The organism is Pontixanthobacter sp. (assembly GCF_049682855.1).
In the GTDB taxonomy this organism is placed as follows: Bacteria; Pseudomonadota; Alphaproteobacteria; order Sphingomonadales; family Sphingomonadaceae; genus Pontixanthobacter.
Map to the genome: position 1 here is coordinate 335696 of NZ_JBAUIK010000008.1, position 23581 is coordinate 359276.

General features: G+C 55.4%; 25 protein-coding genes. 16 read left to right on the forward strand and 9 right to left on the reverse strand.

Features of this window, described 5'->3' with window-relative positions:
• Window positions 1-3 precede the first annotated feature (3 nt).
• Window positions 4-615, reverse strand: coding sequence for a protein-L-isoaspartate O-methyltransferase family protein (locus WA922_RS05430; protein ID WP_424770653.1), 612 nt, complete (start codon window positions 613-615; stop codon window positions 4-6).
• Between the two features lie 230 nt (window positions 616-845).
• On the opposite strand from WA922_RS05430, the gene WA922_RS05435 reads away from it, so the two are divergent.
• The 3 genes from WA922_RS05435 to WA922_RS05445 all read left to right on the forward strand — a co-directional run bounded on the left by WA922_RS05435 (window position 846) and on the right by WA922_RS05445 (window position 4423).
• Complete coding sequence (locus tag WA922_RS05435; RefSeq protein ID WP_424770654.1) at window positions 846-2366, forward strand: fumarate hydratase; 1521 nt, start codon at window positions 846-848, stop codon at window positions 2364-2366.
• A 78-nt stretch (window positions 2367-2444) separates the two neighbouring features.
• Window positions 2445-3689 carry a sensor histidine kinase gene (locus WA922_RS05440; RefSeq protein ID WP_424770655.1) on the forward strand — a complete coding sequence of 415 codons (1245 nt, stop codon included), beginning with the start codon at window positions 2445-2447 and terminating at the stop codon, window positions 3687-3689.
• On the forward strand, window positions 3686-4423 hold the full coding sequence (locus tag WA922_RS05445) for a LytR/AlgR family response regulator transcription factor (RefSeq protein WP_424770656.1): 738 nt from the start codon (window positions 3686-3688) through the stop codon (window positions 4421-4423). Before WA922_RS05440 ends, WA922_RS05445 begins: the two co-directional genes overlap by 4 nt.
• A gap of 188 nt (window positions 4424-4611) precedes the next feature.
• Here WA922_RS05445 and WA922_RS05450 read toward each other — a convergent pair whose 3' ends face one another.
• A complete protein-coding gene (locus WA922_RS05450) occupies window positions 4612-4905 on the reverse strand; it encodes a UrcA family protein (protein ID WP_424770657.1) in 294 nt (97 codons plus the stop codon).
• A 208-nt stretch (window positions 4906-5113) separates the two neighbouring features.
• Here WA922_RS05450 and WA922_RS05455 point away from each other — a divergent pair, with 208 nt between their 5' ends.
• Window positions 5114-5383, forward strand: a complete 270-nt coding sequence (locus tag WA922_RS05455) for a hypothetical protein (protein ID WP_424770658.1) — start codon at window positions 5114-5116, stop codon at window positions 5381-5383.
• A complete protein-coding gene (locus WA922_RS05460; RefSeq protein ID WP_424770659.1) occupies window positions 5356-6141 on the forward strand; it encodes a metallophosphoesterase family protein in 786 nt (261 codons plus the stop codon). The genes WA922_RS05455 and WA922_RS05460 overlap by 28 nt, the downstream gene beginning before the upstream one ends.
• A gap of 86 nt (window positions 6142-6227) precedes the next feature.
• On the opposite strand, the gene rpsI is transcribed toward WA922_RS05460, so the two are convergent.
• The 3 genes from rpsI to WA922_RS05475 form a co-directional block, all read right to left on the reverse strand.
• A complete protein-coding gene (rpsI, locus tag WA922_RS05465) occupies window positions 6228-6773 on the reverse strand; it encodes a 30S ribosomal protein S9 (RefSeq protein WP_424770660.1) in 546 nt (181 codons plus the stop codon).
• Entirely contained in the window at window positions 6773-7252 is a 480-nt protein-coding gene (rplM, locus tag WA922_RS05470) for a 50S ribosomal protein L13 (protein ID WP_424770661.1), read from the reverse strand. Before rplM ends, rpsI begins: the two co-directional genes overlap by 1 nt.
• A 391-nt stretch (window positions 7253-7643) precedes the next feature.
• On the reverse strand, window positions 7644-8135 hold the full coding sequence (locus tag WA922_RS05475) for a hypothetical protein (protein WP_424770662.1): 492 nt from the start codon (window positions 8133-8135) through the stop codon (window positions 7644-7646).
• A 258-nt stretch (window positions 8136-8393) separates the two neighbouring features.
• Here WA922_RS05475 and WA922_RS05480 point away from each other — a divergent pair, with 258 nt between their 5' ends.
• From WA922_RS05480 to WA922_RS05510, 7 genes are all read left to right on the forward strand, one after another.
• Window positions 8394-10403, forward strand: coding sequence for a hypothetical protein (locus tag WA922_RS05480; protein WP_424770663.1), 2010 nt, complete (start codon window positions 8394-8396; stop codon window positions 10401-10403).
• Entirely contained in the window at window positions 10393-11259 is an 867-nt protein-coding gene (locus tag WA922_RS05485; protein WP_424770664.1) for an AAA family ATPase, read from the forward strand. Before WA922_RS05480 ends, WA922_RS05485 begins: the two co-directional genes overlap by 11 nt.
• Before the next feature lie 46 nt (window positions 11260-11305).
• Window positions 11306-11692, forward strand: coding sequence for a S24 family peptidase (locus WA922_RS05490; protein WP_424770725.1), 387 nt, complete (start codon window positions 11306-11308; stop codon window positions 11690-11692).
• A gap of 180 nt (window positions 11693-11872) precedes the next feature.
• The gene (locus tag WA922_RS05495) at window positions 11873-12295 is read left to right on the forward strand and encodes a hypothetical protein (RefSeq protein ID WP_424770665.1); all 423 of its coding nucleotides are present in this window, start codon (window positions 11873-11875) and stop codon (window positions 12293-12295) included.
• A gap of 2 nt (window positions 12296-12297) precedes the next feature.
• A complete protein-coding gene (locus WA922_RS05500) occupies window positions 12298-12669 on the forward strand; it encodes a hypothetical protein (protein WP_424770666.1) in 372 nt (123 codons plus the stop codon).
• A 202-nt stretch (window positions 12670-12871) separates the two neighbouring features.
• A complete protein-coding gene (locus tag WA922_RS05505; protein ID WP_424770667.1) occupies window positions 12872-13450 on the forward strand; it encodes a hypothetical protein in 579 nt (192 codons plus the stop codon).
• Entirely contained in the window at window positions 13443-14153 is a 711-nt protein-coding gene (locus WA922_RS05510; protein ID WP_424770668.1) for a phage protease, read from the forward strand. The genes WA922_RS05505 and WA922_RS05510 overlap by 8 nt, the downstream gene beginning before the upstream one ends.
• A gap of 688 nt (window positions 14154-14841) precedes the next feature.
• Here WA922_RS05510 and WA922_RS05515 read toward each other — a convergent pair.
• Window positions 14842-15906 carry a COX15/CtaA family protein gene (locus WA922_RS05515; protein WP_424770669.1) on the reverse strand — a complete coding sequence of 355 codons (1065 nt, stop codon included), beginning with the start codon at window positions 15904-15906 and terminating at the stop codon, window positions 14842-14844.
• 118 nt (window positions 15907-16024) lie between these two features.
• Here WA922_RS05515 and WA922_RS05520 point away from each other — a divergent pair, with 118 nt between their 5' ends.
• From WA922_RS05520 to WA922_RS05535, 4 genes are all read left to right on the forward strand, one after another.
• Window positions 16025-16408 (forward strand): MerC domain-containing protein, encoded by a 384-nt coding sequence (locus WA922_RS05520; RefSeq protein ID WP_424770670.1) that lies wholly within the window; start codon window positions 16025-16027, stop codon window positions 16406-16408.
• Between the two features lie 16 nt (window positions 16409-16424).
• The gene (thiS, locus tag WA922_RS05525) at window positions 16425-17468 is read left to right on the forward strand and encodes a sulfur carrier protein ThiS (protein WP_424770671.1); all 1044 of its coding nucleotides are present in this window, start codon (window positions 16425-16427) and stop codon (window positions 17466-17468) included.
• Window positions 17469-17535: 67 nt separating this feature from the next.
• Complete coding sequence (locus tag WA922_RS05530; RefSeq protein ID WP_424770672.1) at window positions 17536-18063, forward strand: hypothetical protein; 528 nt, start codon at window positions 17536-17538, stop codon at window positions 18061-18063.
• A gap of 18 nt (window positions 18064-18081) precedes the next feature.
• Window positions 18082-18591, forward strand: a complete 510-nt coding sequence (locus WA922_RS05535; RefSeq protein WP_424770673.1) for a hypothetical protein — start codon at window positions 18082-18084, stop codon at window positions 18589-18591.
• 10 nt (window positions 18592-18601) lie between these two features.
• Here the strand turns inward: WA922_RS05535 and WA922_RS05540 are convergent, their stop codons facing one another.
• From WA922_RS05540 to WA922_RS05550, 3 genes are all read right to left on the reverse strand, one after another.
• On the reverse strand, window positions 18602-20407 hold the full coding sequence (locus tag WA922_RS05540; RefSeq protein ID WP_424770674.1) for an AMP-dependent synthetase/ligase: 1806 nt from the start codon (window positions 20405-20407) through the stop codon (window positions 18602-18604).
• Window positions 20408-20503: 96 nt separating this feature from the next.
• Complete coding sequence (locus WA922_RS05545) at window positions 20504-22291, reverse strand: gamma-glutamyltransferase family protein (RefSeq protein ID WP_424770675.1); 1788 nt, start codon at window positions 22289-22291, stop codon at window positions 20504-20506.
• 11 nt (window positions 22292-22302) lie between these two features.
• The gene (locus tag WA922_RS05550; protein ID WP_424770676.1) at window positions 22303-23343 is read right to left on the reverse strand and encodes a quinone-dependent dihydroorotate dehydrogenase; all 1041 of its coding nucleotides are present in this window, start codon (window positions 23341-23343) and stop codon (window positions 22303-22305) included.
• Window positions 23344-23581 lie beyond the last annotated feature (238 nt).

Below are 23581 nucleotides of genomic sequence, written 5' to 3' on the forward strand. Positions count from 1 at the left end.
GATTCAGAAGCTCCAGCTCTTCTCAGCATCGAACTCGGTCAATCGCGGAATACCGATTTCAGCCAAAGGCAATAATGCGATGTCGCTGCCAGATTTGCGCCCGGTGGCCAGACGGGTGACGCCCGCCTGGGTGACGCCTGTCACAATCCGTCCGTCCGCATCCAGTCGCTTGGCCAGGCTATCGGGCAGTTGTTCTACCGCCCCATCAACAAGAATAAGCGAATATGTTGAGCGTTTTCGACTGGAGCCTGCTGCATCTTCGGGCCGGATCACATCCACCTTGCTGACCAGCGGCTTTATGAGAGCGGGCAAATATCCGCTACCGGCATCGATGACCAATACGCTATCTTCTGCCCCTGGTTGCGCCTCTTCGAGCACCATTCCATAAAATAATGGTGCTGCGATGCGGCGGCCGTTTTCCAGAGCGATGGCGCGGTCGATATAGGCAGTGCCTTTGGCGTGCGCAGGAACGTGGTCTTCGCGCGGGACGCTGAGCATGCGTGCCAGGACAAATTCCTCATTCACCCCGCTCGTGCGCAACTGGCTGTCCACCATCGCCCGCCGGGCAGTGGCAGAGCTGTATGTTTTATCCAGAGTGATGTCGGTAACAGTCATAGCGGCTCTTCAAAATGTTCGGACGCTGTGTTATCACAGTAATACAGCGCGTCAACTCCGTTTCAGATGTCCAGCGCCTTAGGCGGATGCACTCGGTAGGCCAAGAGGTTTGCAAACAGCTGTGCGGTAGACGGCATGGGGCAGAACCTTTCGACTTTGACGATCCGCACTCCCTCCGCCTATGGCGCTGGCGAGCCGAGGCCCGATCGACAGGCAGGAGTATGAATTCGATGAGTGACATGGTGGTAATCGCAGAAGATGATCTGATCGAAAGCGTGGCCGATGCGCTGCAATATATTTCCTATTATCACCCGATGGATTATATTCGCGCGCTGGGCAAAGCCTATGAGGCGGAACAAGGCCCTGCTGCGAAGGACGCAATCGCCCAGATTTTGACGAATAGCAGAATGTGTGCGGAGGGGCATCGCCCGCTATGTCAGGATACCGGCATCGTCAATGTGTTCGTCAAGTGGGGCCAGAATTGCCGCCTCGCGTCCAAGCTAAGCCTGCAGGATGTCGTCGATGAGGGCGTCCGCCGTGCATACACACATCCAGAAAACAAGCTGCGGGCGTCCATTTTGGCTGACCCGGCATTCACCCGCCGTAACACGCGCGATAATACGCCCAGCGTTCTATCGGTGGAAATGGTCGCTGGCGATACCGTGTCGATCGATGTTGCTGCCAAAGGCGGGGGTAGCGAGAATAAATCCAGATTCAAAATGATGAACCCATCGGACAATATTGTCGATTGGGTTCTGGAACAGATCCCCAGTATGGGCGCTGGCTGGTGCCCGCCGGGAATGCTCGGCATCGGTATTGGCGGAACTGCAGAACATTGCATGAAGCTTGCCAAACACAGCCTGATGGACCCGATTGATATGGGCCAATTGAAAGCGCGCGGCGCACAGACTGATATTGAACAATTGCGGATCGATATCTTTGATGCGGTGAACGCACAAGGTGTCGGCGCGCAAGGGCTGGGCGGGCTGTCGACCGTGCTCGATGTGAAAATCCATGACGCACCATGTCATGCAGCGGGTAAGCCGGTGGCTATGATTCCCAATTGCGCCGCTACACGCCATGCGCATTTTATTCTGGATGGGTCGGGCCCCGCTTATCTGGAACAGCCAAAACTTGACGAATGGCCTGACGTAAACTGGCAACCTGATGCTGCCGCCAGGCGCGTTGATCTTGATGCGCTGACGGCTGAAGAGGTTGCGAGTTGGGAGCATGGTGACCGGCTCTTGCTTTCGGGCAAAATGCTCACCGGACGCGATGCGGCGCATAAGCGGATTCATGATATGCTCGCCAAGGGTGAGGAGTTGCCGGTAAGTTTTAAGGGCCGCGCGATCTATTATGTCGGCCCGGTTGATCCCGTGATGGGCGAAGCGGTGGGTCCCGCCGGCCCCACCACTGCCACGCGGATGGATAAATTCACCGAAATGATGCTTGATCAGGGATTGCTCGCGATGATTGGCAAGGCAGAGCGCGGTGCCGATGCGGTGGATATGATCAGCCGGTTCAAGGTGTCCTATCTGATGGCGACCGGCGGTGCCGCCTATCTCGTCAGCCGCGCAATCAAGGAAGCCAAAGTGGTCGGGTTTGAGGATCTCGGCATGGAAGCGATCTATGAATTTACGGTTGAGAATATGCCGGTAACTGTCGCGGTGGATAGCCGGGGCAACAATGTCCACACGCTTGCCCCGGCGCTGTGGAAAGAGAAAATAGCGAAGGAAAATCTGCTCGGCTGATCCTCGACCAAAGTCCAACAGTTTCCGACCGCGGCTATGGCGTGGGGGCGGGGTTCTGTTCTAGACGGACTGCATCCTATGGCCTTAGATTTTTCATCCAGCGCACCCGCCCGCGTACCCTTCCGAACCGTTTTGCTGTCTATGGCCGGGTTGTGGGCCTGCTATTTCGTGCTCACGACATTGCGCGGGTCGATTGTTGGAATTGATCCGCAATTCGATCTGCTTTGGCGCCGCGGTTTGGTTACCCTTTCCGGCCTCGCAATCACAGCCGCTCTCTGGTTGTTGCTGCGGCTGTTTGACGAGCGAGCACTCTGGCTGAAAGTGGTGGCTGCGCTGGCGCTGTCCTTGCCCGCGGCAATCATGGTTGCACAGACAAACCAGCTCGTCTTCTCTCCGGTACAGGGCAAGGTCGCTCAACAAATGGCCAAAGATCGCGGGGTGGGTATCCGCCAGGATGAATCGGGTAATATTTTTATCGAGATGCCTGCCGAAACGCCTGCCGATACCGATATGCCTGATCCGCGCGCGGACCGAACGCCCAAGCAGGAGGTTCTGATCGCAAAAGCCCCCACCGGGTGGGAAAGCTGGCGGCTGATCGTTGACATCGCGATTGGCCGGTATTTTCTTCTGCTCGCCTGGTGTTCCTTATATTTTGCATTGCTTGCTGTCGCGCAAACCAAAAGGGCCGAGCGGCGCGAGGCGGCTTTCCGCCGCCAAGCCAAGGAGGCAGAGCTACGCTCGCTGCGTTATCAGGTAAATCCGCATTTCCTGTTCAATTCACTCAATTCGCTTAGCGCATTGGTGATGACCGGCAAGGCGGACCGCGCTGAACACATGATCCAAACGCTTTCCAGTTTCTACCGCCATTCATTGGCGGATGAGCCCACATCGGACGTTATTCTCGCCGATGAGTTTGCTTTGCAGGCGCGCTATCTGGAGATTGAGGCGATCCGTTTTCCTGATCGTCTGCGCTCCAAGATGGACCTTCCCGCAGCATTGGCAAATGCCAAGATCCCGGGCATGATTTTACAACCATTGATTGAGAATTCGGTGAAATATGCAGTAGCACCGCTCAGTCGGCCCGTCACCATTTCCGTTATTGCGGGCGAGGATTCTGGCCGCCTGGTCATTACCGTGAGCGATGATGGTCCCGGTGCACAGGAAAGTGCTGCCAAACACGGTTTTGGTATTGGGCTCGCCAACGTACGGGACCGGCTGGAGGCGCGTTTTGGCAAGGACGCGGCGGTGGTCGCCGGACCGGTGCATGGCGGCTACTCGACCGAATTGCACATCCCGCTCCAGCAATCCGAGGGCGCGGCATGAGTGATACCGGCCCCAAAACACTCAGGACATTGATTGTTGATGATGAACCGCTGGCCGTAGAGCGGATGCAGGTTATTTGCACCAAAATCGATGCATTATCGGTTGTTGGAACGGCGAATGACGGGGCAGCAGCACTGCGCCTGATCAAAGCATTGACGCCCGATCTAGTTTTACTGGATATGACAATGCCAGAGGCGGACGGCCTCTCTGTGGCGCGCCAGCTCGCTAAATTGGAAAAACGGCCAGCAATCATTTTTGTAACAGCGCATGATCACTTTGCCGTCGAGGCATTTGATCTTGATGCGGTTGATTATGTTCTGAAACCTGTTGCAACCGACCGGTTGGAACGTGCGATTGAACGGGCTTTCGCGCGTCGCGGCTCGCAGGATGTGCCGCAAAGTGACTGGTTGACCGAATTGTGGGTACCGCACCGCAGCGAGTTGCTGCGGATTGACGTGTCACAGGTCAGCCGGATCGATGCGGAACGCGACTATGTCCGGTTGCATGTAGCCGATCGGACCTACCTGTTGCTACAGACCATTGCAGGCCTGGAAAAGCGCCTTGATCCAACGCAATTTATCCGGATCCACCGTTCAAATATCCTCCGGCGCGAGAAGATTCGCGGGCTCAAGCATGACGGTTTGGGCGTGTGGTCGGTTGAATTGGCTGACGGCGCCACCATGCGAATTGGCCGCACATATTTGCCGAAAGTGAAAGCGATGGCTGGCCGGTGATGTGACCAGCAAAAACACGGTAAAAGCGCCGCAAAAGTCATCGCAACATCGGCATCCTATCGTGCAAAAAAAGCCCGGATCAGGGGACTGGTCTGATCCGGGCCAAGCGGCTGCGCCATTTTCGGGGGGCGCGCGCAGCATCAAGGACGATTGGTGATACTCAGCCGCCCGTTACCGAAAGATGCGCGTTATCCGCCGAGCCGTTCATCATCGACAAGCGTTGCCATTTGCTGCGACCCCTGCCGTTTGGCCTGGTCATAACATTCGCGTATTTCCGGTGACGGAATGCGTGTGCCTGATTTTCGATTGCCCAGGCCGCAAACCTTGCGCGCCGCGCGGTCAATCCGGCGTTCAAGCACGTCCTGGCCCTGTATTGTGGCAAGGTTGAGATCACGATATTCAATCGCAATGCTCTCCGCATAAACAGGCGTGGTTGCAGTCAGCAGGCCCATTGCCGCAAGGCTCATACATGTCTTTTTCATTACTTCCTCCATTCGCGGGCCTTTTCGAGAGAAAGGGGTGAAAGGCACATCGCGTTATGGTGTAATAGGGCGGCGGGCCGGTGCACGCAGCACACGCTCGACCATTGCCGCAAGCGTCTCGACCGGAAGATTACGGTTCAGACGTAAGGCGCATATTTACTGACAAACAGCCCTTGCAGGGCGATGAAGGTTTCCGCACAGATGCAATATGATGGCTGTCGCACTCATATTCTGTCTCGGCATCGCGAATTTCGCGCTGCATAAGGCCGTGATGGATAGCCGCCACCCGATGACGGAGCAGATCCCCTGGCTGGCCAACCCCAATGGCCGCAAAGTGGCATTGGCAATAGAATTTGGCGTTCTATTTGCCGCCATGCTGCTTGCCGCCAATGGCTGGCCCGCGCCGGTATGGGGGTATTTCGTCTATAGTAGCCTGAACGGATTATCGGCGTGGCTGATCCTGAGCGGCAAGGTGTGAGCCGCGCTATGTTTGACGGCCACCGCCTGTTTCACGTCAGCGATGTGCATTTCGGCGCTGAAAATAGGGATGCTATTGCCTGGTTTGCTGATGCTGTACGTGCTGAAAACCCGGATGTGGTGGTTTGCACAGGCGACCTTACCCAGCGTGCGACGCATAGGCAATTTGATCGGGCCAGGCAGTTTTTTGACAGTCTGAATGTGCCGGTCACTCTGGAGCCGGGCAATCACGATATGCCCTATTACAATCTGTGGGAGCGTTTTATCCAGCCCTATAAACGGTATGGGACACTGGCTGATCTGGTGCGGGCTCCGGTCGAGCTTGCGCATTGTGTCTTGATCCCGCTCAAAACAACGGTCCGGATACAGCCGCGTTTCCCGTGGTCGGATGGTTACGTCCGTGAGGAGGCCTTGGCCCGGACGGTGACGGCGCTCGGGAAGCTATCCGGTGATACGCGGCAAAAGATCGTCACCTGCCATCATCCATTGTTGCCTGCGCGTCCTGAGGACAAGAACCCAACTATTGGCGGCGATAGCGCGTTTGCTGCCATCGCTGCAGCTGGCGCAGATGCCGTTTTGACCGGTCATGTGCATGTACCCTTCGATATTATGCGCGCCTCGGGCAATAAATCTGTCCGTATGATCGGGGCGGGGACCTTATCGACGCGGCTACGCGGTGCGCAGCCCGGCTATAATGTCGTCACCATTTCTGCCGGCGGGCATATCGCATCAGAACAGCGTGTTTTTTCGCCGGTATAGCTGACGGCGAAAAACTACTTAGGCGCTTAACAGAAAAGGCGGCCCATTGCTGGACCGCCCGTTTTGTATTCGCGCAGATGCGAGAATTACCGCTTCGAAAATTGGAAGCTACGGCGCGCTTTGGCGCGGCCATATTTCTTACGCTCGACAACGCGGCTGTCACGCGTGAGGAAGCCAGCGGCCTTCACCGTGGCGCGCAGGGCTGGTTCGTATTTGGTCAGTGCCTGACTGATGCCGTGGCGTACCGCGCCGGCCTGGCCCGACAGCCCGCCACCGCGAACGGTTGCGATGATGTCATACTGTCCTTCACGCTCGGTAATGGTGAACGGCTGGTCAATTACCAGACGCAATGTCGGGCGTGCGAAATACACTTCCTGATCGCGGCCGTTCACGGTGATCTTGCCGGTACCCGGCTTCAGCCACACGCGGGCGGTCGCATCCTTACGGCGGCCAGTCGCATAGGCGCGGCCATATTGATCAAGCTCTTGCTCACGCAGCGGCATGGAGGGCGTTGCAGGCGCCGCAGCCACCTCGCCATTCTCGGCAGCAACAGCGGCATCAGCGGCCGGTGCATTACCGGCAATATCTTTCAGATCCGCGAGATCGGAAACGGTGTTATTCTCATCAGCCATTATGCAGACGCCTTGTTCTTACGGTTCATCGCAGCAACATCGAGCACTTCAGGCTGCTGGCCTTCATGCGGGTGCTCGGTGCCATTATACAGGTGCAGTGATCGCATCTGCGCACGGCCCAATGGACCACGCGGGATCATCCGCTGAATTGCTTTTTCCATCACGCGCTCAGGAAAACGGCCTTCGAGTATTTTTGCAGGGGATGTTTCCTTGATGCCGCCGGGATGACCGGTATGCTTGTAATAGACTTTGCCGGTCATCTTGTTGCCGGTGAATTTCACCTTGTCGGCATTGATGATAATGACATGGTCGCCGCAATCGACATGCGGGGTGTAGCTGGGCTTGTGCTTGCCGCGCAGAATATTCGCAACAATAGCAGCCAGGCGTCCAACAACGAGCCCGTCGGCATCGATAATATGCCATTTCTTTTCGACCTCAGCCGGTTTGGCCGACTGTGTCATTTTGCTGAGAGCCTTCATGGGCTGTGTCCATTCCTGTGATTTGCCAAACCTGCCAGACTGGCGGGAAATGATTTTCAAATATGAAATATGTTGCGAATCGTGATTTCACGTTTCGCAGATGCGGCGCGTTTGTTCGTTAAGTACATGCAAGTCAAGTAATTCTGCGGTTTAGACAGGAGGTAAAATAATACCTCCTCTATCTGGCCAGGGCATGGGCCGTTATAGCGGGTTTTGCATTTTGGCGGTGAGAGCTGTTAGGAGTATTGCCGCACTCGGCTGATAAAGGCCTGATTTTCCAATTCAAAATTCTTCCACGCCGCCAAAATGTGAGGGCTAACTTGCCTCACCATATTCCGGGGTATTCCGGCAAGCACGGGTATTGAGTGCGGCAACTTTGCGGCAACATGTATTAGGTGGATTGGGCAAGAATCTCATCGAAGGACTGTTTTTGCATCCACTCCTTCAGCTTGTTCAAAAACGCTTCTTCTTTGATATAGCCTGCTGCGATTTCCATATAAGGGAGGCCTGTCCTCAAAAACTCGCTTTCAATATTGTGCTCAATTGCACGGATCAGTGCAAAATGCCCGTATGCAAGACACGTAGTCACCACCCAACGCTTTTCGTTAGCAGCGGGGCCGGTGAGGCCTGAAATCCAATATTCCGCCAAACGATAGGCTACCATTCGACTTGCCACATGAAGTAGCGATTCATTTACTCGCTCCGCTATTATCTGCTCAAATTTTAGGAGTGTCGACTTGGGGACTGCGCCCCGTTTGCGCCATGTCGAAACGTTAGATTGAGTGGTGCCTAGCGCCGATGCCAATTCAGTATCAGTTGCGACTAAAGCGCGCAGCTTCATTTCGTTGATGACATCCTCAACTTCTCCAACAAAATCTATCATCGCTTGCATAATGCGATTATTTGCGATATCGCAAATTATCAACCGAGTTGAAGTTAGGCATATGGCATTAAGTTCCAACATTGTGCGGAGCATCCGCACGGGCTTCATTTTACAGGGCACAACCTTCAAGGCTTGGTGCCGTTCTAATAGGATTGATCCGGGATATGCATATCACGTTGCCGCTGGTCACACAAATGGTCCAAAGGCGAAATTATTGAAAATCAGAATAATTACAGCCGCCAAAAGCGATGTGCAAAAATGAGCAAAGCCAGTCCAGAATGGTTAACGGTGGAGCAACTCGCCGAACTGTCGGGCCGTTCTGCTCGGACAATACGCTATCATCTAAAAAAGATTGCAGATGGAGGATGCTCAACAATCTTCCCTTCCGCTGCAATTCGAATAGCGCCCAGCCCAGGCGGGAATTCTGGCTCACAATATCAAATTGCGCTGGCCAGTCTACCCCCAACACTCAAGCTGCAATCAAGCTCTGTGCCCAAAGCACTACCTATAAGCCCATCGGAAAGGGCTGCAATCGACCATCATCCGAAAATCGCCACAAGCGCAGAAACAGCGCGAGCTCTAGCGCTCTATGAGCTAATCAAAACTGCTATTGGTAACGAGCTTAGCCCTGCTCAGCGCGGTGTGGCGACGCGGCAAATTGTCAAAAATACCGGCAAGCCTCTGCGAACGATCCAAAGACACATCAAGAATTACAACCTCCACGGCATAGAAGGACTTATGCGCAAACTCCCTTCAACGGCTGGGGAGCCTAGATGTGCGATCTCAATGCGCTTCGACAAAGCATTCATTGAGGCCGGACATTCTGCGCAATTGCTTCCCGAGCTAGGGTCGTTCGTTGACCAAACAATCAAAGGCCTGTGGAAGTCGCGTGCGGCAGACGCCGGGGAAAATGACATAGGCTCATTAGCAAATTTCCTCCTGTTTGAGCACTGCGAAGAATTGAACACACCAATGCCGCTTACTCTATGTAAAGTGGGTAGGAGGCGCATTCGCAAGTGGAAAAGCTATAAGATAGTCAACACGCGAAACAACGACGCCAAAGCCTTTCGAAATGCATTGCCGCACATCCATCGCGATTGGACTGCGCTTGCGCCAATGGATATGGTAGTTGCAGACGTAAAGCACCTTGATGTCATGGTTACGCGAGATGATGGCCGCAAAGCCTATCCTAAGCTCATTGGATTTATGGACGGCGGGACCGGTCGTATTTTTCCCTATCTGGTATTGTGCCCACAGCGCCGGAGCATAAATCAAAAACTGGTGATCGAAGCATTTATCGCAATGTGTAATGATCCGCAGTGGGGCTTGCCGCGCCAACTCTATCTCGACAATGGTTCCGAGTTTGGCGGGCTTGACAAGATCATTCCCGCCATTGCCTTGTTCAACGGTGTCCAAGGGCGCGAAATCGTGCGGGCACAGCCTTACAATGCACAGGCAAAGCCTATTGAGCCGCTATTTGCGAGACTGGACCGGTACTGCTTTTCATCTCTACGAGGCTACACCGGCGGTGATCGGACCAACAAAAAAACGCAAAATGATGGCCGAGAGCCGGACGCATTCGAAGGAAGCTGGGAACAGTTCGAGCAGACCGTTGGCGGATTGATCGCATATTATCACCAGCGAGCTGTGGGTGGTCAATGGGCAGGCCAATCACCCAACAGAGTCCTTCAAAACAAAATTGCTGCCGGTTGGCGGCCAACGCTACCGCAGCCACTCGCGCTTGAAATAGCTTTTTGCGAACGAAAATACTTGAAGCTCAACAAATCAGGGATAGGGCTTAATGGTATCAAATACTGGCACCCTCAATTCACCGACTTACCCGGTCGATCCGAAATTGAAGTATTGTTACCTTGGCGGGAGGGCGTCGATCCAATAGCAATCTTGCCAGAACACGGTCCAGTGCGCCTAACCGAAGACTTTCCCTATCCCGCCAACGATATTTCAGGCGCTCAGGACGCCGGACGCCGCAAGCAAGCATATAAGCGTAGCGTGGCAAAGCTTGATCAAGATGCTGACACAATAGACCCTGTTGACGTTAAGCTCCGCATGGCCCGCCGTGCAGAGCGCATCGATATTCCGGGAAATCCTCGCTTTTTAGATCAGGGCGCGAGTGTCAGCGATCTTGGCCTCAAACGTCATTTTGCGCAGAAACCCACCATCAAAGAAAATGACCAAGACGATCACAAACGTGAGCTCGACAAACGCCGAACCGAACGGCTCGAAAAGGTGCTTCAACATGGCAGATAGTAAAACCTCTAGACTACATGAAATAAACGAAACTTGGGGCAATGCTAACGGCGGCGATTCAAGCGCCTTTAGATATCTTGAAACCAGCGTCTTGAGGCGACTGGTAGCGAGAATGCAAATTAATCACGAACGTCGCCGAGCATCGTTTTTTGTCGGCCCTCCCGGTATCGGTAAATCTACCGCCACCGAGGCGTTTCGCTCTGCCAATGCTGAAAATGTCTTTTTGACCCGCATCACAAAACGAGGTGCCAGCGGCCCGCAGGCGCTGCAACAACTGCTTCTAGCCTTACGGTCAAGATCGCCGCATTCGTCTCGCTATGTAGCGAGCGGTATTTGCGAATTGCAGCGTTGTATCGAAGTCGAAATAGAGCGAATAGGTGGCGGGTTACCGCGATCTGAAAGTGCAGAAAGCTTTCCGCTCTTAACAATCGTGTTTGATGAGGCACAGCGACTGACAAATGGTGCGATTGATGCCCTCAGAGACTATAACGAACCGCACTATCATTGCCGAGGGACATTCCCAATCGGCATGATCTTTGTCGGCAACAATGAGCTCTCACTTCAGGCCTCAAAACAAGGGGAAAGTATTCTTGATGAGGGTATGCAGGATCGCCTGCTCTACCGTGAGCGCCTTTCTTACGAAGATGTCGAAATGGCAGATGTTGAGCAATTTGTGAAATCCAAAGGTGTCAACGACCCGCGCGCAATTGATGCCGTAGTAAAATTCTTCTTTGCTAAAAATGGGCAACAGCGCAGTTTTCGTCGGATTGCGGACCTTGTTGATGAACTAAAAGATGAAGCGCTTGGTCAACCCATATCCAAAGATATGGTGCGAGCCGTCATTGGTGCGTGTTAGCCTCCAAAACTCACGAAAAATAGACATGGGAGATGTACGAATGCAAATGAAAGCCACGGGGAAATCTTTGGTCCTACCGCGTCATGTATATGCGCATGCCGCACGCTTCGCGCTCAAAGAAAACGCAAGTTTTCTTAGTGAAAATGGTCACGACATTGTACACTTATTGGTCACAGACAACAGTATGGCACCTACGTTGCAATGCGGCGATTGTGCCACAGTAATAAAAAGTGAAACTGTTCACAGAATGCAGGACCGTATTTGGGCGGTGCAGATTGCAGGAAGACTCTTAATCCGGCGTATCCATTATACATGCAAATTCGGACACGAAGTAACCCTGACGGCCGATAATGTACAGTTTGACAATTACTCTGTGAGAGACGGTGAGGCGGTCTTGATTGGACGTGTGGCATCAGTGGCAAGGCCTGTTTAATGTTGCGTAACCGATGCCCGCGCGAATTTGCGCAACGGCACAACCGCGAAATACGGCTTTTGCAGCGCTCATTTAGGCCGATACGTACATTTTTCCCAGAAGTCGCATCGACCACCCTCTTAGAGCCTCTTAAATCGATTTTTGAGGCTGTTTTACTGCATATCCTCGCTAGGGTGGCACATGCCTTCTAGGATTAGCCGGAAAAAGCAGCTGGCGAGAATTCAGAATGTTCGGCGGCGCTACCGTAATTGCGTAGCTGCAGGCGATCTAACGAAAGGCGCGGGCAAGGCCCTGGATGCTGCGCTGGGGCAGGCCGAAAGATACGCCCATCGTTTGAAGCTCGAGGAACAACTAATTAAATTGAGCGCAGAAGGCTCTTCAGTCTCGGCTATCGCTAAGAAGTTAAAACTGTCAGAGGGGTATGTTGTTCAGCTACGGGCGAAGCTGGGTCTCGGAAACTCGTCAGCTAAAAAGACGGTCAAGGATATCCGAATGCTCAATGCAATGGGTTTACGAGATCAGGCCATTGCCCAGAAGCTTGGCATGTCCCGCGCACACGTTTGTGTCTTGCGAAATCGCCATGGCATCCTTCCGGTTCGTTAAAAATGATGGCGCATGTAACCCCTAGTGAGCGCGCGATAGCTGAACTGGCCAACGAGGTAGGACTGGAAGTGGCTACCGCACTCGCCCAGAAATTTGGGGGCACAAGACTATATGTCCCGCGCAACATTGGGGAGCATCACCCTATTTATGCTGCTTTGGGAAAAGAAACCGCGTCACTGATATCCGATCTGGTAGGAGGTGGTTCAATCGATATTCCGAAAATGGCTGCTAACCGGGCTCGCGTATACGAACTGCGTTCGCAAGGGGCGTTGACAATCCGGCAAATTGCGTTGGATACGGATTTTTCAGAACGTCACGTTTATCGATTACTTCGGGAAAAGTTGGACGAGGCGCAGGGGTCATTTTTTGATTAACCCCATCACGGGCAAGTTTTTGACCGAAGGTATTGGCTGACATATGTCAGCTTAAATAAGCCATTAGTTTCTCACATAATTGCCGCAGTGCTTCGAGGTATATCTTGATGGATATCTCGAGCACAAAAAACAGTGCTGCACCTGATATCCATCGCACCTTGGAAACTCAGGTGCAGCACTCACAACCTAAGGCGTACTGAATATGGCACTCAAGGAACTAGTCGATGGGTTGGCGGGCGCGATTTCAAAGGCCCGCGCACGCCTGGACGAAGTGAACCAGCGGATTTCGGAGCTGGAAACCGATCAGCACAATATACTACTGACCCCTCCGCACACAGATGATATCGTTGCCGCGTTTAAAAGGGGATTAACCGACGCGGGCCAAGATTTTGAGCGCCGCCTCGCGTGGTACTTAAATGATGAGAATGCTACTGGCGTAAATGCCAGTAACGCGCTTAATGATAAAACCGCCCACCTTCTCTCGGTAGCAAAGCTTAAACCATCTTGGAAAAGCCTGATCCCGCCGTCTAAACTAGGTATCGACGCACCCAATCTCGACTTTGCCGCTATTACCTACTTTTTACGCGATCAAATCGCGGCGGAGATACCGTCGTTGGTTGCCAAACTTTGTCCGGCTGCTGATGGTGGCCTGAAGAGCGATGAGCGTGAGAAGCTGTTGTCAGAGTTGTCTGAAAAGCTGAAAGCCATGCATGCTGAGAGGGATGAACTTACCCGGACCTTAGATGCGGCCCGCATTGCGACTGGCGGCTCCAGTGAGTGACGAAATTGCCTTTTGCCAAGCTATAGCTTTAACTGAAGTCAGTGAGGAAAATCCTAATTGGTTGCACTTGCTGCCTAAAGGCGAAATCCAAACGAAAGATGGGCGCGGGCCTTATCGTTACGCCAGTGCTCAGGCAATAATCTCGGCGTCATTATCGAGCGCTGGCGATAAATTAGTGCTTTGCGAAAACCACGCCAGCGATCTGGCTGCACCCAAAGGAAACCCTTCGCCTGCACGTGGATGGATTGTTGAATTGCAACAACGCGCGAACGGTATTTGGGGGCGGGTGGAATGGACGCCGACAGGGTTACTCTTAATGCAAAAGAGAGAATATCGCGGTGTTTCTCCGGTAATAAAATGCAAAAAGAGCGGAGAAATCGTGGCCATATTGCGCGCTACATTGACCAATACTCCGAATTTAGAGGGACTTATCACAATGCATTCACAAGATACCGACACGCAATTTCGAGCGTTAATAATTCAGGCGCTTGGACTTAGCCCGAGCGCTTCCGATGAAAGAATTTTGAGCTTCATTGAACAACTTCGGAGCACTGACCCGTCAATAAACTCAAATCAATCTGCGCAAATGGAAGCTGTGTTGCTGTCTCAGAAAGCCGCTGCATATCAAAAAAAGCTAGCAGGGTTTGGCCACAGTATCGATTTTGCGTCCGCCGTTTATGAAGTGCAAGCGGGCAAAGTTTAATGTCGGATTTATCGGAAAGCGATAGCCTTTCTGGCCAACTATTTTCACTATTAGGGGAGGAGGCATTTGTACGTCTCTGCCAGGCAGTTGGTGGAACACGGCTGTATGTTCCGACCAAAATCCCAGAAGGTCACGAAATCGTTGCTTCGATCGGTACTCATGCAGCCGAACTGTTAGCCCGTGAGTTTTCGCCTGACACAATCCGCATTCCTCTGGCACGAGAGCAGAGAGTACGGTTTTATCGTAAGCAAGGTCACTCTATCGTCGCCATAGCCCGAAAACTTGGAATAACCGAAAACGGTGTTGGGAGAATTATCGCGCGAATTAGCAAGCGCGAAGCGCCCCCGAGCATTACGTCCTAGACGGTTTTCCCCGAAAGAAAATGCCCGATGTACACACTTCGCTCACAGCGCCCCCATCTGAAACGTCCGAAACGTATCCGGTTATGGGCCGGATGACCAATGCATCGCCATGATAACGTAAATATAATTGCCTTTTAAGCGACCGTAAAGACCCGTCTTAGAGGTTATTTAGAGGCTTTTTATCTCGCGCTTTGTCGGTGCGGCGCACCAATCTGCATGAACTTTTCCAACCGCAAAACCGCGAAAAACCATCCAAAACCGGCTAAACCCGTAATTTGGCGCAATGCCAAACCCTATGTCCCTACGTACCGTAACAGGCGCCAGCATTAATCCGCAGTGCGTCCGATCAGATGCATACCCCACGCAGCGGCTGCGACCAGCAATGCGCCAACGCCCTGATGCGCGGTGGCAATCCACAGATTGACCCCGGTCCACACGGTTGCAATGCCCAGAATGATCTGAATACCAAAGGCAGTATGGATTGCCGCAGATGCACGGCGATCAAAGGGTCTGGTCTTGCGCGCCAGCACGATCAGCGCCCCCACGGCAATCCAGGCCCACCACCGATGCAGGAAATGCAGTAGAAACGGGTCATGCGTGACCGCCCATAACCACCCCTGCGACAGGCTGAATTCGGGGACGAACCGGTCCTGCATCAATGGCCATGTGTCCGATGCAAGGCCTGCATTGAGCCCTGCCACCCACGCGCCGAGCAGCAACTGGATGAACAAGATGATGCTCACCCACCATGCGGCAGCGGTAAAGCGGGCGGGCCGCGCATTTGCAATGGCGGATAATCGCCTGAGATCAAGCGCAGTCCATACCAGCCCTGCCAATGTAAAGAGCGCAGTCAGCAAATGGACCGACAGCCAGAAATGGCTGACATCGGTCATTTCGGCCGAGAGGCCGGAGCGAACCATATACCACCCAAACATGCCCTGCAGTCCGCCCAGTGCCAGCAAAGCGGCCAGCCGCCATCTATACCCGGTCGGGATGTAATCCTTCATCCAGAACCACGCCAGCGGCAGGGCATAAACCAGCCCGATAAAGCGCCCCAGCAGACGGTGGAACCATTCCCAGAAATAGATGAATTTGTAATCCGCCAGCGTCATCCCGGCAGGACCTGCTACGCGCTGATATTCGCCGATCTGCTGATAGGCTTCGAATTCCGTCTGCCATTGCGCCTCATTCAGCGGCGGTATGGCGCCGGTCACGGGTTTCCACTCGGTTATAGATAAGCCCGATTCGGTCAGGCGCGTGATCCCGCCGACTATCACCATAATCACAATCACGCCTGCGACCGCAAACAGCCACTTGGCCAGCAGGTCTGGGCGTCCAGCGATTCTGAGTGCCGCTGGTGAAGTTGCGGCAGAGGGCACGGCTGCGTTCATAGCACTCCCAATGATGATCCGCCGCGCGATAGGCAAGACCAATATGCGCAACAACACTTGCACCTTACAACACTTGCATCTTGCGAAATGATATAAGGTCACATAGATAGCCAGCACGATGAACAGTGCATTGCAATCGATTCGGTCGCGCTTCGACCGCGCAGGACTGGTCCTTTCCGGGCTGTGTGCGGCGCATTGTTTATTGAGCATTCTGATCGTGTCCGCGCTTGGCATTGGCGGCGATTTCCTGCTCGCGCCGGAAATCCATCGCTACGGATTGGTCATAGCCCTGATCATCGCGGCGGTTGCAATCGGGTGGGGTGCAATCCAGCATCGCCGCGCGGTCCCGTTTGTGGTCGCTATGATGGGTCTTACTTTCATGGGCGGGGCACTGGCTGTCCCGCACGGCATGTATGAGGTGGTGTTGACCGTGATTGGCGTCAGTCTCGTATCGGTTGGTCATATTCTTAACCTGCGCGCGCCCTTGCCTGATACGCATTGAACGCTATTTGGCGGGTATGACCCAGCGCAAAACATCAGACCGATCCATTACCGTAAACGGCGATATGCGCCGAACTGCTGCGGCCACTATTGCCGCGCTTGTGACAGAGCTGGCGCTTGATCCGGCAAAAGTCGCGGTGGAGCGCAATGGCGATATCGTGCCGCGCTCCACTCTGGCTGATGCACCTTTGTCCGATGGAGATACGCTGGAGATCGTGCATTTCGTCGGCGGCGGCGACCACGCGGCTGATGCCGCCGAACCCAGCGATACCGGGCCCGATGATAGCTGGCCCGATGATAGCTGGTCAGTGGCCGGGCACCGTTTCCATTCGCGGCTGATTGTCGGGACGGGCAAATATACGGATTTCGCCCAGAATGCGGCCGCATTGGAGGCATCGGGTGCGCAGATCGTGACGGTCGCGGTTCGGCGCGTCAATGTCACCGATCCAAACGCGCCGATGCTCACCGATTATATCGATCCCAAAAAAGTTACCTATCTGCCCAACACGGCGGGCTGTTTCACAGCCGATGATGCGATCAGGACTTTGCGCCTTGCGCGCGAAGCGGGCGGTTGGGATCTGGTCAAGCTGGAAGTTCTGGGCGAGGCGCGCACTTTATACCCGGATATGCGCGAGACTCTGAAAGCGACTGAAGTGCTCGCCAAGGAAGGCTTCCACCCGATGGTCTACTGCGTCGATGATCCGATTGCGGCGAAGCAATTGGAAGAGGCGGGCGCGGTCGCGATCATGCCGCTGGGTGCGCCGATCGGTTCGGGCCTTGGCATTCAAAACCGCGTGACCATCCGCCTGATTGTGGAAGGTGCAAGCGTCCCGGTACTGGTCGATGCCGGTGTCGGCACGGCATCGGATGCCGCGGTCGCGATGGAATTGGGTGTGGACGGCGTCTTGATGAACACCGCCATCGCAGAGGCGGCAGACCCGGTTCGCATGGCGCGTGCGATGAGGCTGGCAGTACAGGCTGGGCGGGATGCCTATCTCGCAGGTAGGATGGCCACCCGCAAATATGCCGATCCAAGCAGCCCCCTGGCCGGCTTGATTTAAAACGGCACGCTAACCTAAAATTAACCATGATCGGCCACTGTTTCCAGGTCACAAAGGAAACATCGATATGGCCGCTACCAGCACTGCATCACTGACAATCGCGGAAATGCGCGAATTTGCGAGTTTTGAAGCGGCCGAACAACGTTACATCCGGCGCAGCCTCGACATCGGTTTGGGCCGTCAGGATGCGTTTAAGGTGTGGGCCCGCAATGCGGCGGAAAATGCCGCCATTCGCAGCCAATATGTCGCCTATCAGGAACTCAAGACACTGCGCGAGAGCACGCCTGTGGGTACAGGCTTTGACGCGATCGAGGGTTTCATTGGCAAGCTTACCCGGGTCGCCGCCTTTGATCTGGCGCAGGAGCGGCTCGAGTGTTTTTCCTCGTTTCGATTTCTATATGAAAGGCTGCTGGGTGCCGATGCCCGTCCGTGGCTTCCCAGCGCATTTTGCGCCGCCGCTGCCTTGCCGCAGATCCGCCCTGACCGCCGCAAGATGTTGCTCCAAAGCCTCAGTGAAGCCGCCGCAACCGCGCCCGGCTGGTCCGATGCAAAACCCAGCTTCTTTCCTGAATTTATCGAGAAAGAGGCGGCTTAGGTCAGCCGGGAAAATGGCATGACAATCGGCCCATCCATCATTCGGCCAGCCTCGTCTGTTGATCCGAAACCGATATCTACCGATCCGCTCGTGTGGCTTGCTTCGGTACTGACCAGTTTCGCCGATGCGGAACAGGCATTGGGACGGCTATCGGTCGCCTTGGGGTACAGAATCGAACATGGGTCTTTGGGAAATTTGCAGAGCGTGCGCGATATTCTTTCGTCAAGCGACGATAGACGGCTCCGCAACTTTGAACGCCGCATTGCCCGCTGGCTGGGAAACCGCCCCATTCGCAATCTATTGGCGCATGCCACGGTCAAGCAGGTGTTCGATACCAGCGGCCAGCCATTTATAGTAACGCGGCATTTGCCCAGAGATTCCGCAGACGTTACTCCCGACCGGGTTTGGTCGGAAAATGAATGCGAGGCGTTCCTGCGCGATGTCAGGAAGGACAGCCAATCAATACGGCACCATGTCAGCAATCTCTTTGCGAATCCGGCTCGCTTGTCTGCTCTGAAAGCAAAATAACCCGCTGGCTTCACTTCTTATACAGAGCGTCCAGCCGCTCCTGATATCGCTCGCGGATTTTGTGGCGGCGGATTTTCAGGCTTGGGGTCATTTCCTCGTTTTCGATCGCGAAGGGTTCGTCTGCGAATTCAAACCGGCGGACTTTTTCGGTTATCGACAGCTCCTTATTTACGCGGGAAACCGCATCGCTGACCGCGCTTCGGAATGCAGGCAAATCTTGCAATGCGGCCATATCGAATCTTTCATCATTGGCGCGCGCCCAGGCCAGCGCCCATTCGGCATCGGGAACGATCAGACCAACCACATAGGGGCGCTTGTCCCCCGCCACCATTGCCTGTGCAATTTCAGGCTGTAATGTCAGCATGCCTTCAATTTTCTGCGGCGCGACATTATCGCCCTTGTCATTGACGATCATATCTTTCTTGCGATCGGTGATCTTGATCCGCCCCTGCGCGTCGATATGGCCGATATCCCCTGTGTGCAGCCAGCCGTCAATCAGTGTGCGCCGCGTCTCGGCCTCATTCTGCCAATAGCCATGCATAACCAGCTCGCCGCGGCAGAGAATTTCCCCATCCTCTGCTATTTTGATCTCGACACCTTTCATCGGCGGGCCAACCGTATCCATTGCGATACCTGCAGCCGGGCGGTTGCAGCTGATGACCGGCCCGGCTTCGGTCTGGCCGTACCCCTGTAACATCGTCAGGCCCATCGCGTCGAAAAAAATCCCGACATCGGGGTTGAGCGGTGCGCCTCCGGATACCATCGCCTTGATCCGGCCCCCGAATTTCTGCCGGATCTTGGGGCGCAGCAGCTTCTCGACCATCATATTCACCGGCTTGTCGCGAAGGCGGTTGCGCCCTTCGGCTTTGTGCTCCCCGATAGCCAGCGCGCGGTCCATCAGGTAATTTGCAACTTTGCCCTGCTGCGAAACCTGCTTCATGATACGTGTGCGCAGCACTTCGAACAGGCGCGGCACCACGACCATGATCGTCGGGCGGACTTCCTCAATATTGCTGGCGAGTTTCTCCAGCCCTTCGGAATAGAATATCTGCGCGCCCGCGCCGATGGGCAAATATTGCCCGCCAGAATGCTCATAGGCATGGCTGAGCGGCAGGAAACTGAGAAAGCGTTCCTCCTCGCCCAGACCGAAATCGGCTTCAAGAATTTCGGCGGCTCCGGCCACATTGCACAGGATGGCACCGTGATGCTGCATTACGCCGCGCGGGGCACCGCCGGTTCCGCTGGTATAGATGATACAGGCCGTCTCATTGCGGCCTATGGCGGCCATGCGCTCGTTAACGGCGGCGCGTGCCGCGCGCGGATCACCGATGACCATCGATGCCCAGCTGCGGCAGGTGAGGTCGCCCGACTGGAATGGCGGCAGATCGTCAATTGTGATCAAATGTTCCGCGATCCCTGTACGCATGATCGCCGGCAGTAACGGCGTTGCCAGTTTCGCGTTAGACACGAACACGGCTCTGGCGCCGGAATTATCGAGAATGTGCACGTGATCGCGTTCTGTATTGGTAATATAGGCGGGAACGGAAATGCATCCGGCTGCCATGATGGCCAGATCGGCAATGCACCATTCAGGGCGATTTTCTGAAACGATCATGACCCGGTCGCCGCGTTCAAGCCCGATCTTGCGCAGGTTTTCTGCCAGCAGACAGACCTTATCGGCCACGTCCTGCCATGTTTGTGTCTGCCAAGATCCGTCGCGTTTCGCGCCAAGAAAAGCCTCGGCGCCTTTCTCGTCCGCGCGCTTGAGAAAAAGTTCGACCAGATTTCTGGCGGTATCAACGTCGGATAGCTGCAAAATGCGCTCCTGCTCCCAGATTAGTTCCGCTGTAACGGCTGGTGCTGATTTAGAGTTCCTGTTTGCGGGCGGCAAGCGGCGATATCAGGCCCGAATTTAACGGCTGGCTTGAGGGCTGGCCTCTGCCGCGGGCGCGGGCGATATTTCCAGCTTACCATCCAGGCGCGGATCGCGCGCGCTGTCCCAGCCGCTCCCGCTCCAAGTGATCGCTCCGGCCTTCAAAGGCGGGCTGCGTACGATGATGTCACCATGCCCCAAAGCCGTAAATGCCGCCTTGCGTGTCTCCATCCAGGTCCCTTCTTCGATCATCACACGGTTTCCGAAGCCCATAATCAGCGGCAGGCCGAGTGATTCTCTGGCAGACATGCCGAAATCGACAATGCCGATAATGCTTCGCGCGGTCTGTACCGGGATGGTGGTGCCGCCCGCTGCACCAATCGCGGCCAGCGGGCTGCCATCGGGCGCATAAAGCACGGTCGGGGCCATCGAGCTGCGCGGCCGCTTGCCCCCTTCCACCCTGTTGGCAACCGGCCTGCCATCGCTTTCGGGTGACCGGCTGAAGTCAGTCAGCTCGTTGTTCAGATAAAACCCGCGATGCATCAGGCCGGAGCCGAACGGGCCCTCGACTGTCGAGGTATAGCTGACCATTGTCCCGCTGCTGTCGATCACCGCCAGATGCGCGGTGCCGTTTTCAGGCGGTTCATCGCCATCGGCCAACGCTGCATTTGCGCCGTCGGGGTTTCCCGGCCGGACGGAGATTTGTGCTCTTGCCGGATCAATCAGCCTGCTGCGCGCATCAAGATAGCTCCGGCTGACCAGACCCTCGACCGGAACGCCGACAAAATCGCTATCGGCCAGATAGAGCTCGCGGTCAGCATATGCGAGGCGCTGCGATTCGAGTACCAAATGCCACGTAACCGGGTTGTCAGCGCCCAGTGCTGTGATGTCGAACCGTTCAATCTGCCCCAGTATCTGCAACACCGCGACTGCGCCGGAAGATGGCGGACCCATGCCGCAAATCCGGTGCGCGCGGTAGGTTCCGCAAAGCGCGCCGCGCTCTTTCGCTTCATATCCGGCCACGTCCTGCGCGGTCATGCCATCGGCCTTCGGAGTGGCCTCTCGCACCGCTGCGGCCATGCTTTCAGCCGACGCAGAGCGGTAAAACGCATCGGGTCCGGCAGCGGCAATTTCGGTGAAAACCTGTGCCAGTTCAGGGTTTTTGATGAGAGTTCCCACGGGTTTGGGGGTATCTTTGCCAGCATAATATAAATCGCGGCCCAATGCGGTCAGTCCGGCGCGGTCATATTGACCCGACAAGGATTCATGGAGCCGGATATTCATGGCAAAACCGTCTCGCGCCAAGGCGATGGCGGGGGCGAACAGATCAGCCCAGGCGAGCGTACCGTGGTCTGCATGGGCTTTGGCGGCCAGCGCAATATTGCCCGGCACGCCAACGCTCAACCCGCTGCGCACACTGCTGCTGTAATCGCGCAGTTCGCCATCCTCGCCAAAAAACCATTCGGGCCCAGCGGCCGCAGGCGCAGTTTCGCGCCCGTCATAGCTGGTAACATCGCCCGCTGCCGTACCGCGGATCATAAACCCGCCTCCGCCAATTCCGGAGCTCTGCGGCTCTACGACGGTCAGAGCGAGCATGACCGCTATGGCTGCATCGGTTGCTGTGCCGCCTTGTGCCAGCATGGCTTCACCTGCGGCCTGGGCGCGCGGATCAGGCGCGCTGACGGCCCCTGACATGGTGCTTGCGCTGTCCGGTGTCGCGGCTGGCAAACTGGCCGAAGGGGCATCATAGGCAGATTGACAGGCAGCCAGGGCCATGCAGCTGGCCGCGACAATCACACTACGCTTTGCGATCTTTGCGATATCCATAGGGCTGCGTGCTATTCCGTTCCGACAGCCTCGGCAATGGTGGAAAATCCATCACGCGCCATAAGCCGCAATAATCCGCGCGAAATTTTGTTGGCGAGGCCGGGCCCCTCATAGACCAGAGCACTATAAAGCTGAACCAAGCTGGCGCCGGCACGGATTCGCTCCCACGCATCATCTGCGCTGCCAATTCCGCCCACACCGATCAACGGCAAGGCGCCGCCGGTCGCGGTGCGAAAGTCGCGTATCCGCTGAAGGGCCAGCGGGCGTAGCGGCGCGCCCGACAGGCCGCCTGATTGCGCGACGTGATGTGATTGTAAGGACGGCCTGCTGATGGTCGTATTCGAGACGATTAATCCGCCAAGCCCCTTCTCCATTGCAATGCGGGTAATGGCATCGATATCCCTGGGCATCAGATCGGGCGCGACTTTCAAGAAAATCGGCGGCTTTTCGGGTGTCACTGCGGCAGCACGCGCGCCGACCACCGCATCCAGCAAAGCGACCAGCGCGCTTTCATCTTGCAGCGCGCGCAGACCCGGCGTGTTGGGACTGGAAATATTGACCGCCAGATAGGTGGCGAGCGGCGCCATCAATGTGGTCATCTGCGCATAATCGGCAATCCGGTCCGGTGAATCTTTGTTTGCCCCAATATTAATTCCCACAACTCCGCCGCGCGATCGGCGCTGCGCGAGCCGCTGTGCCGCTGCTTCGCCGCCGCCATTGTTAAAGCCCATCCGGTTGATCACCGCCCGGTCCTGTGCCAGGCGAAACAGCCGCGGCTTGGGATTTCCTGCTTGCGGCAAAGGCGTGATTGACCCGACTTCGGCAAAACCAAATCCGAGGCCGAGCAACGCATCTGGCACCTCGGCGTTTTTATCAAACCCGGCGGCAATCCCTACCGGATTGGGAAAATCTATACCGGCAATGTTGATGGCCAGTTTGCCCCGCGCCGGCGGGTTGCGCGGCGGCAACGCTTTCAGGCCCGCAATGGTAAGCGAATGGGCGCGCTCCGGTTCCAGAGTGAAAAGCGCAGGTTTAATGAGGCGGAACAACATAGCTGCCCCTTATGCCGGGCAGGTTCCCCGGTGTCGATATGGATTGATCAGCAGACGGCGATTTACAGGCCAGATTCACAGGCCAGATTCACCCGGGCATTGATCACAATGAGAGATAAACATGGGTTAAACCTGTCATTTCCATTCAATAGGTTTCCTGGATCTGGCCCTATGGCGTAGCCCGCGCGCCGCAGGGATCTTGCGCTTATGCGAAGAGTTTCCGGGCGTTAAGGGCAAT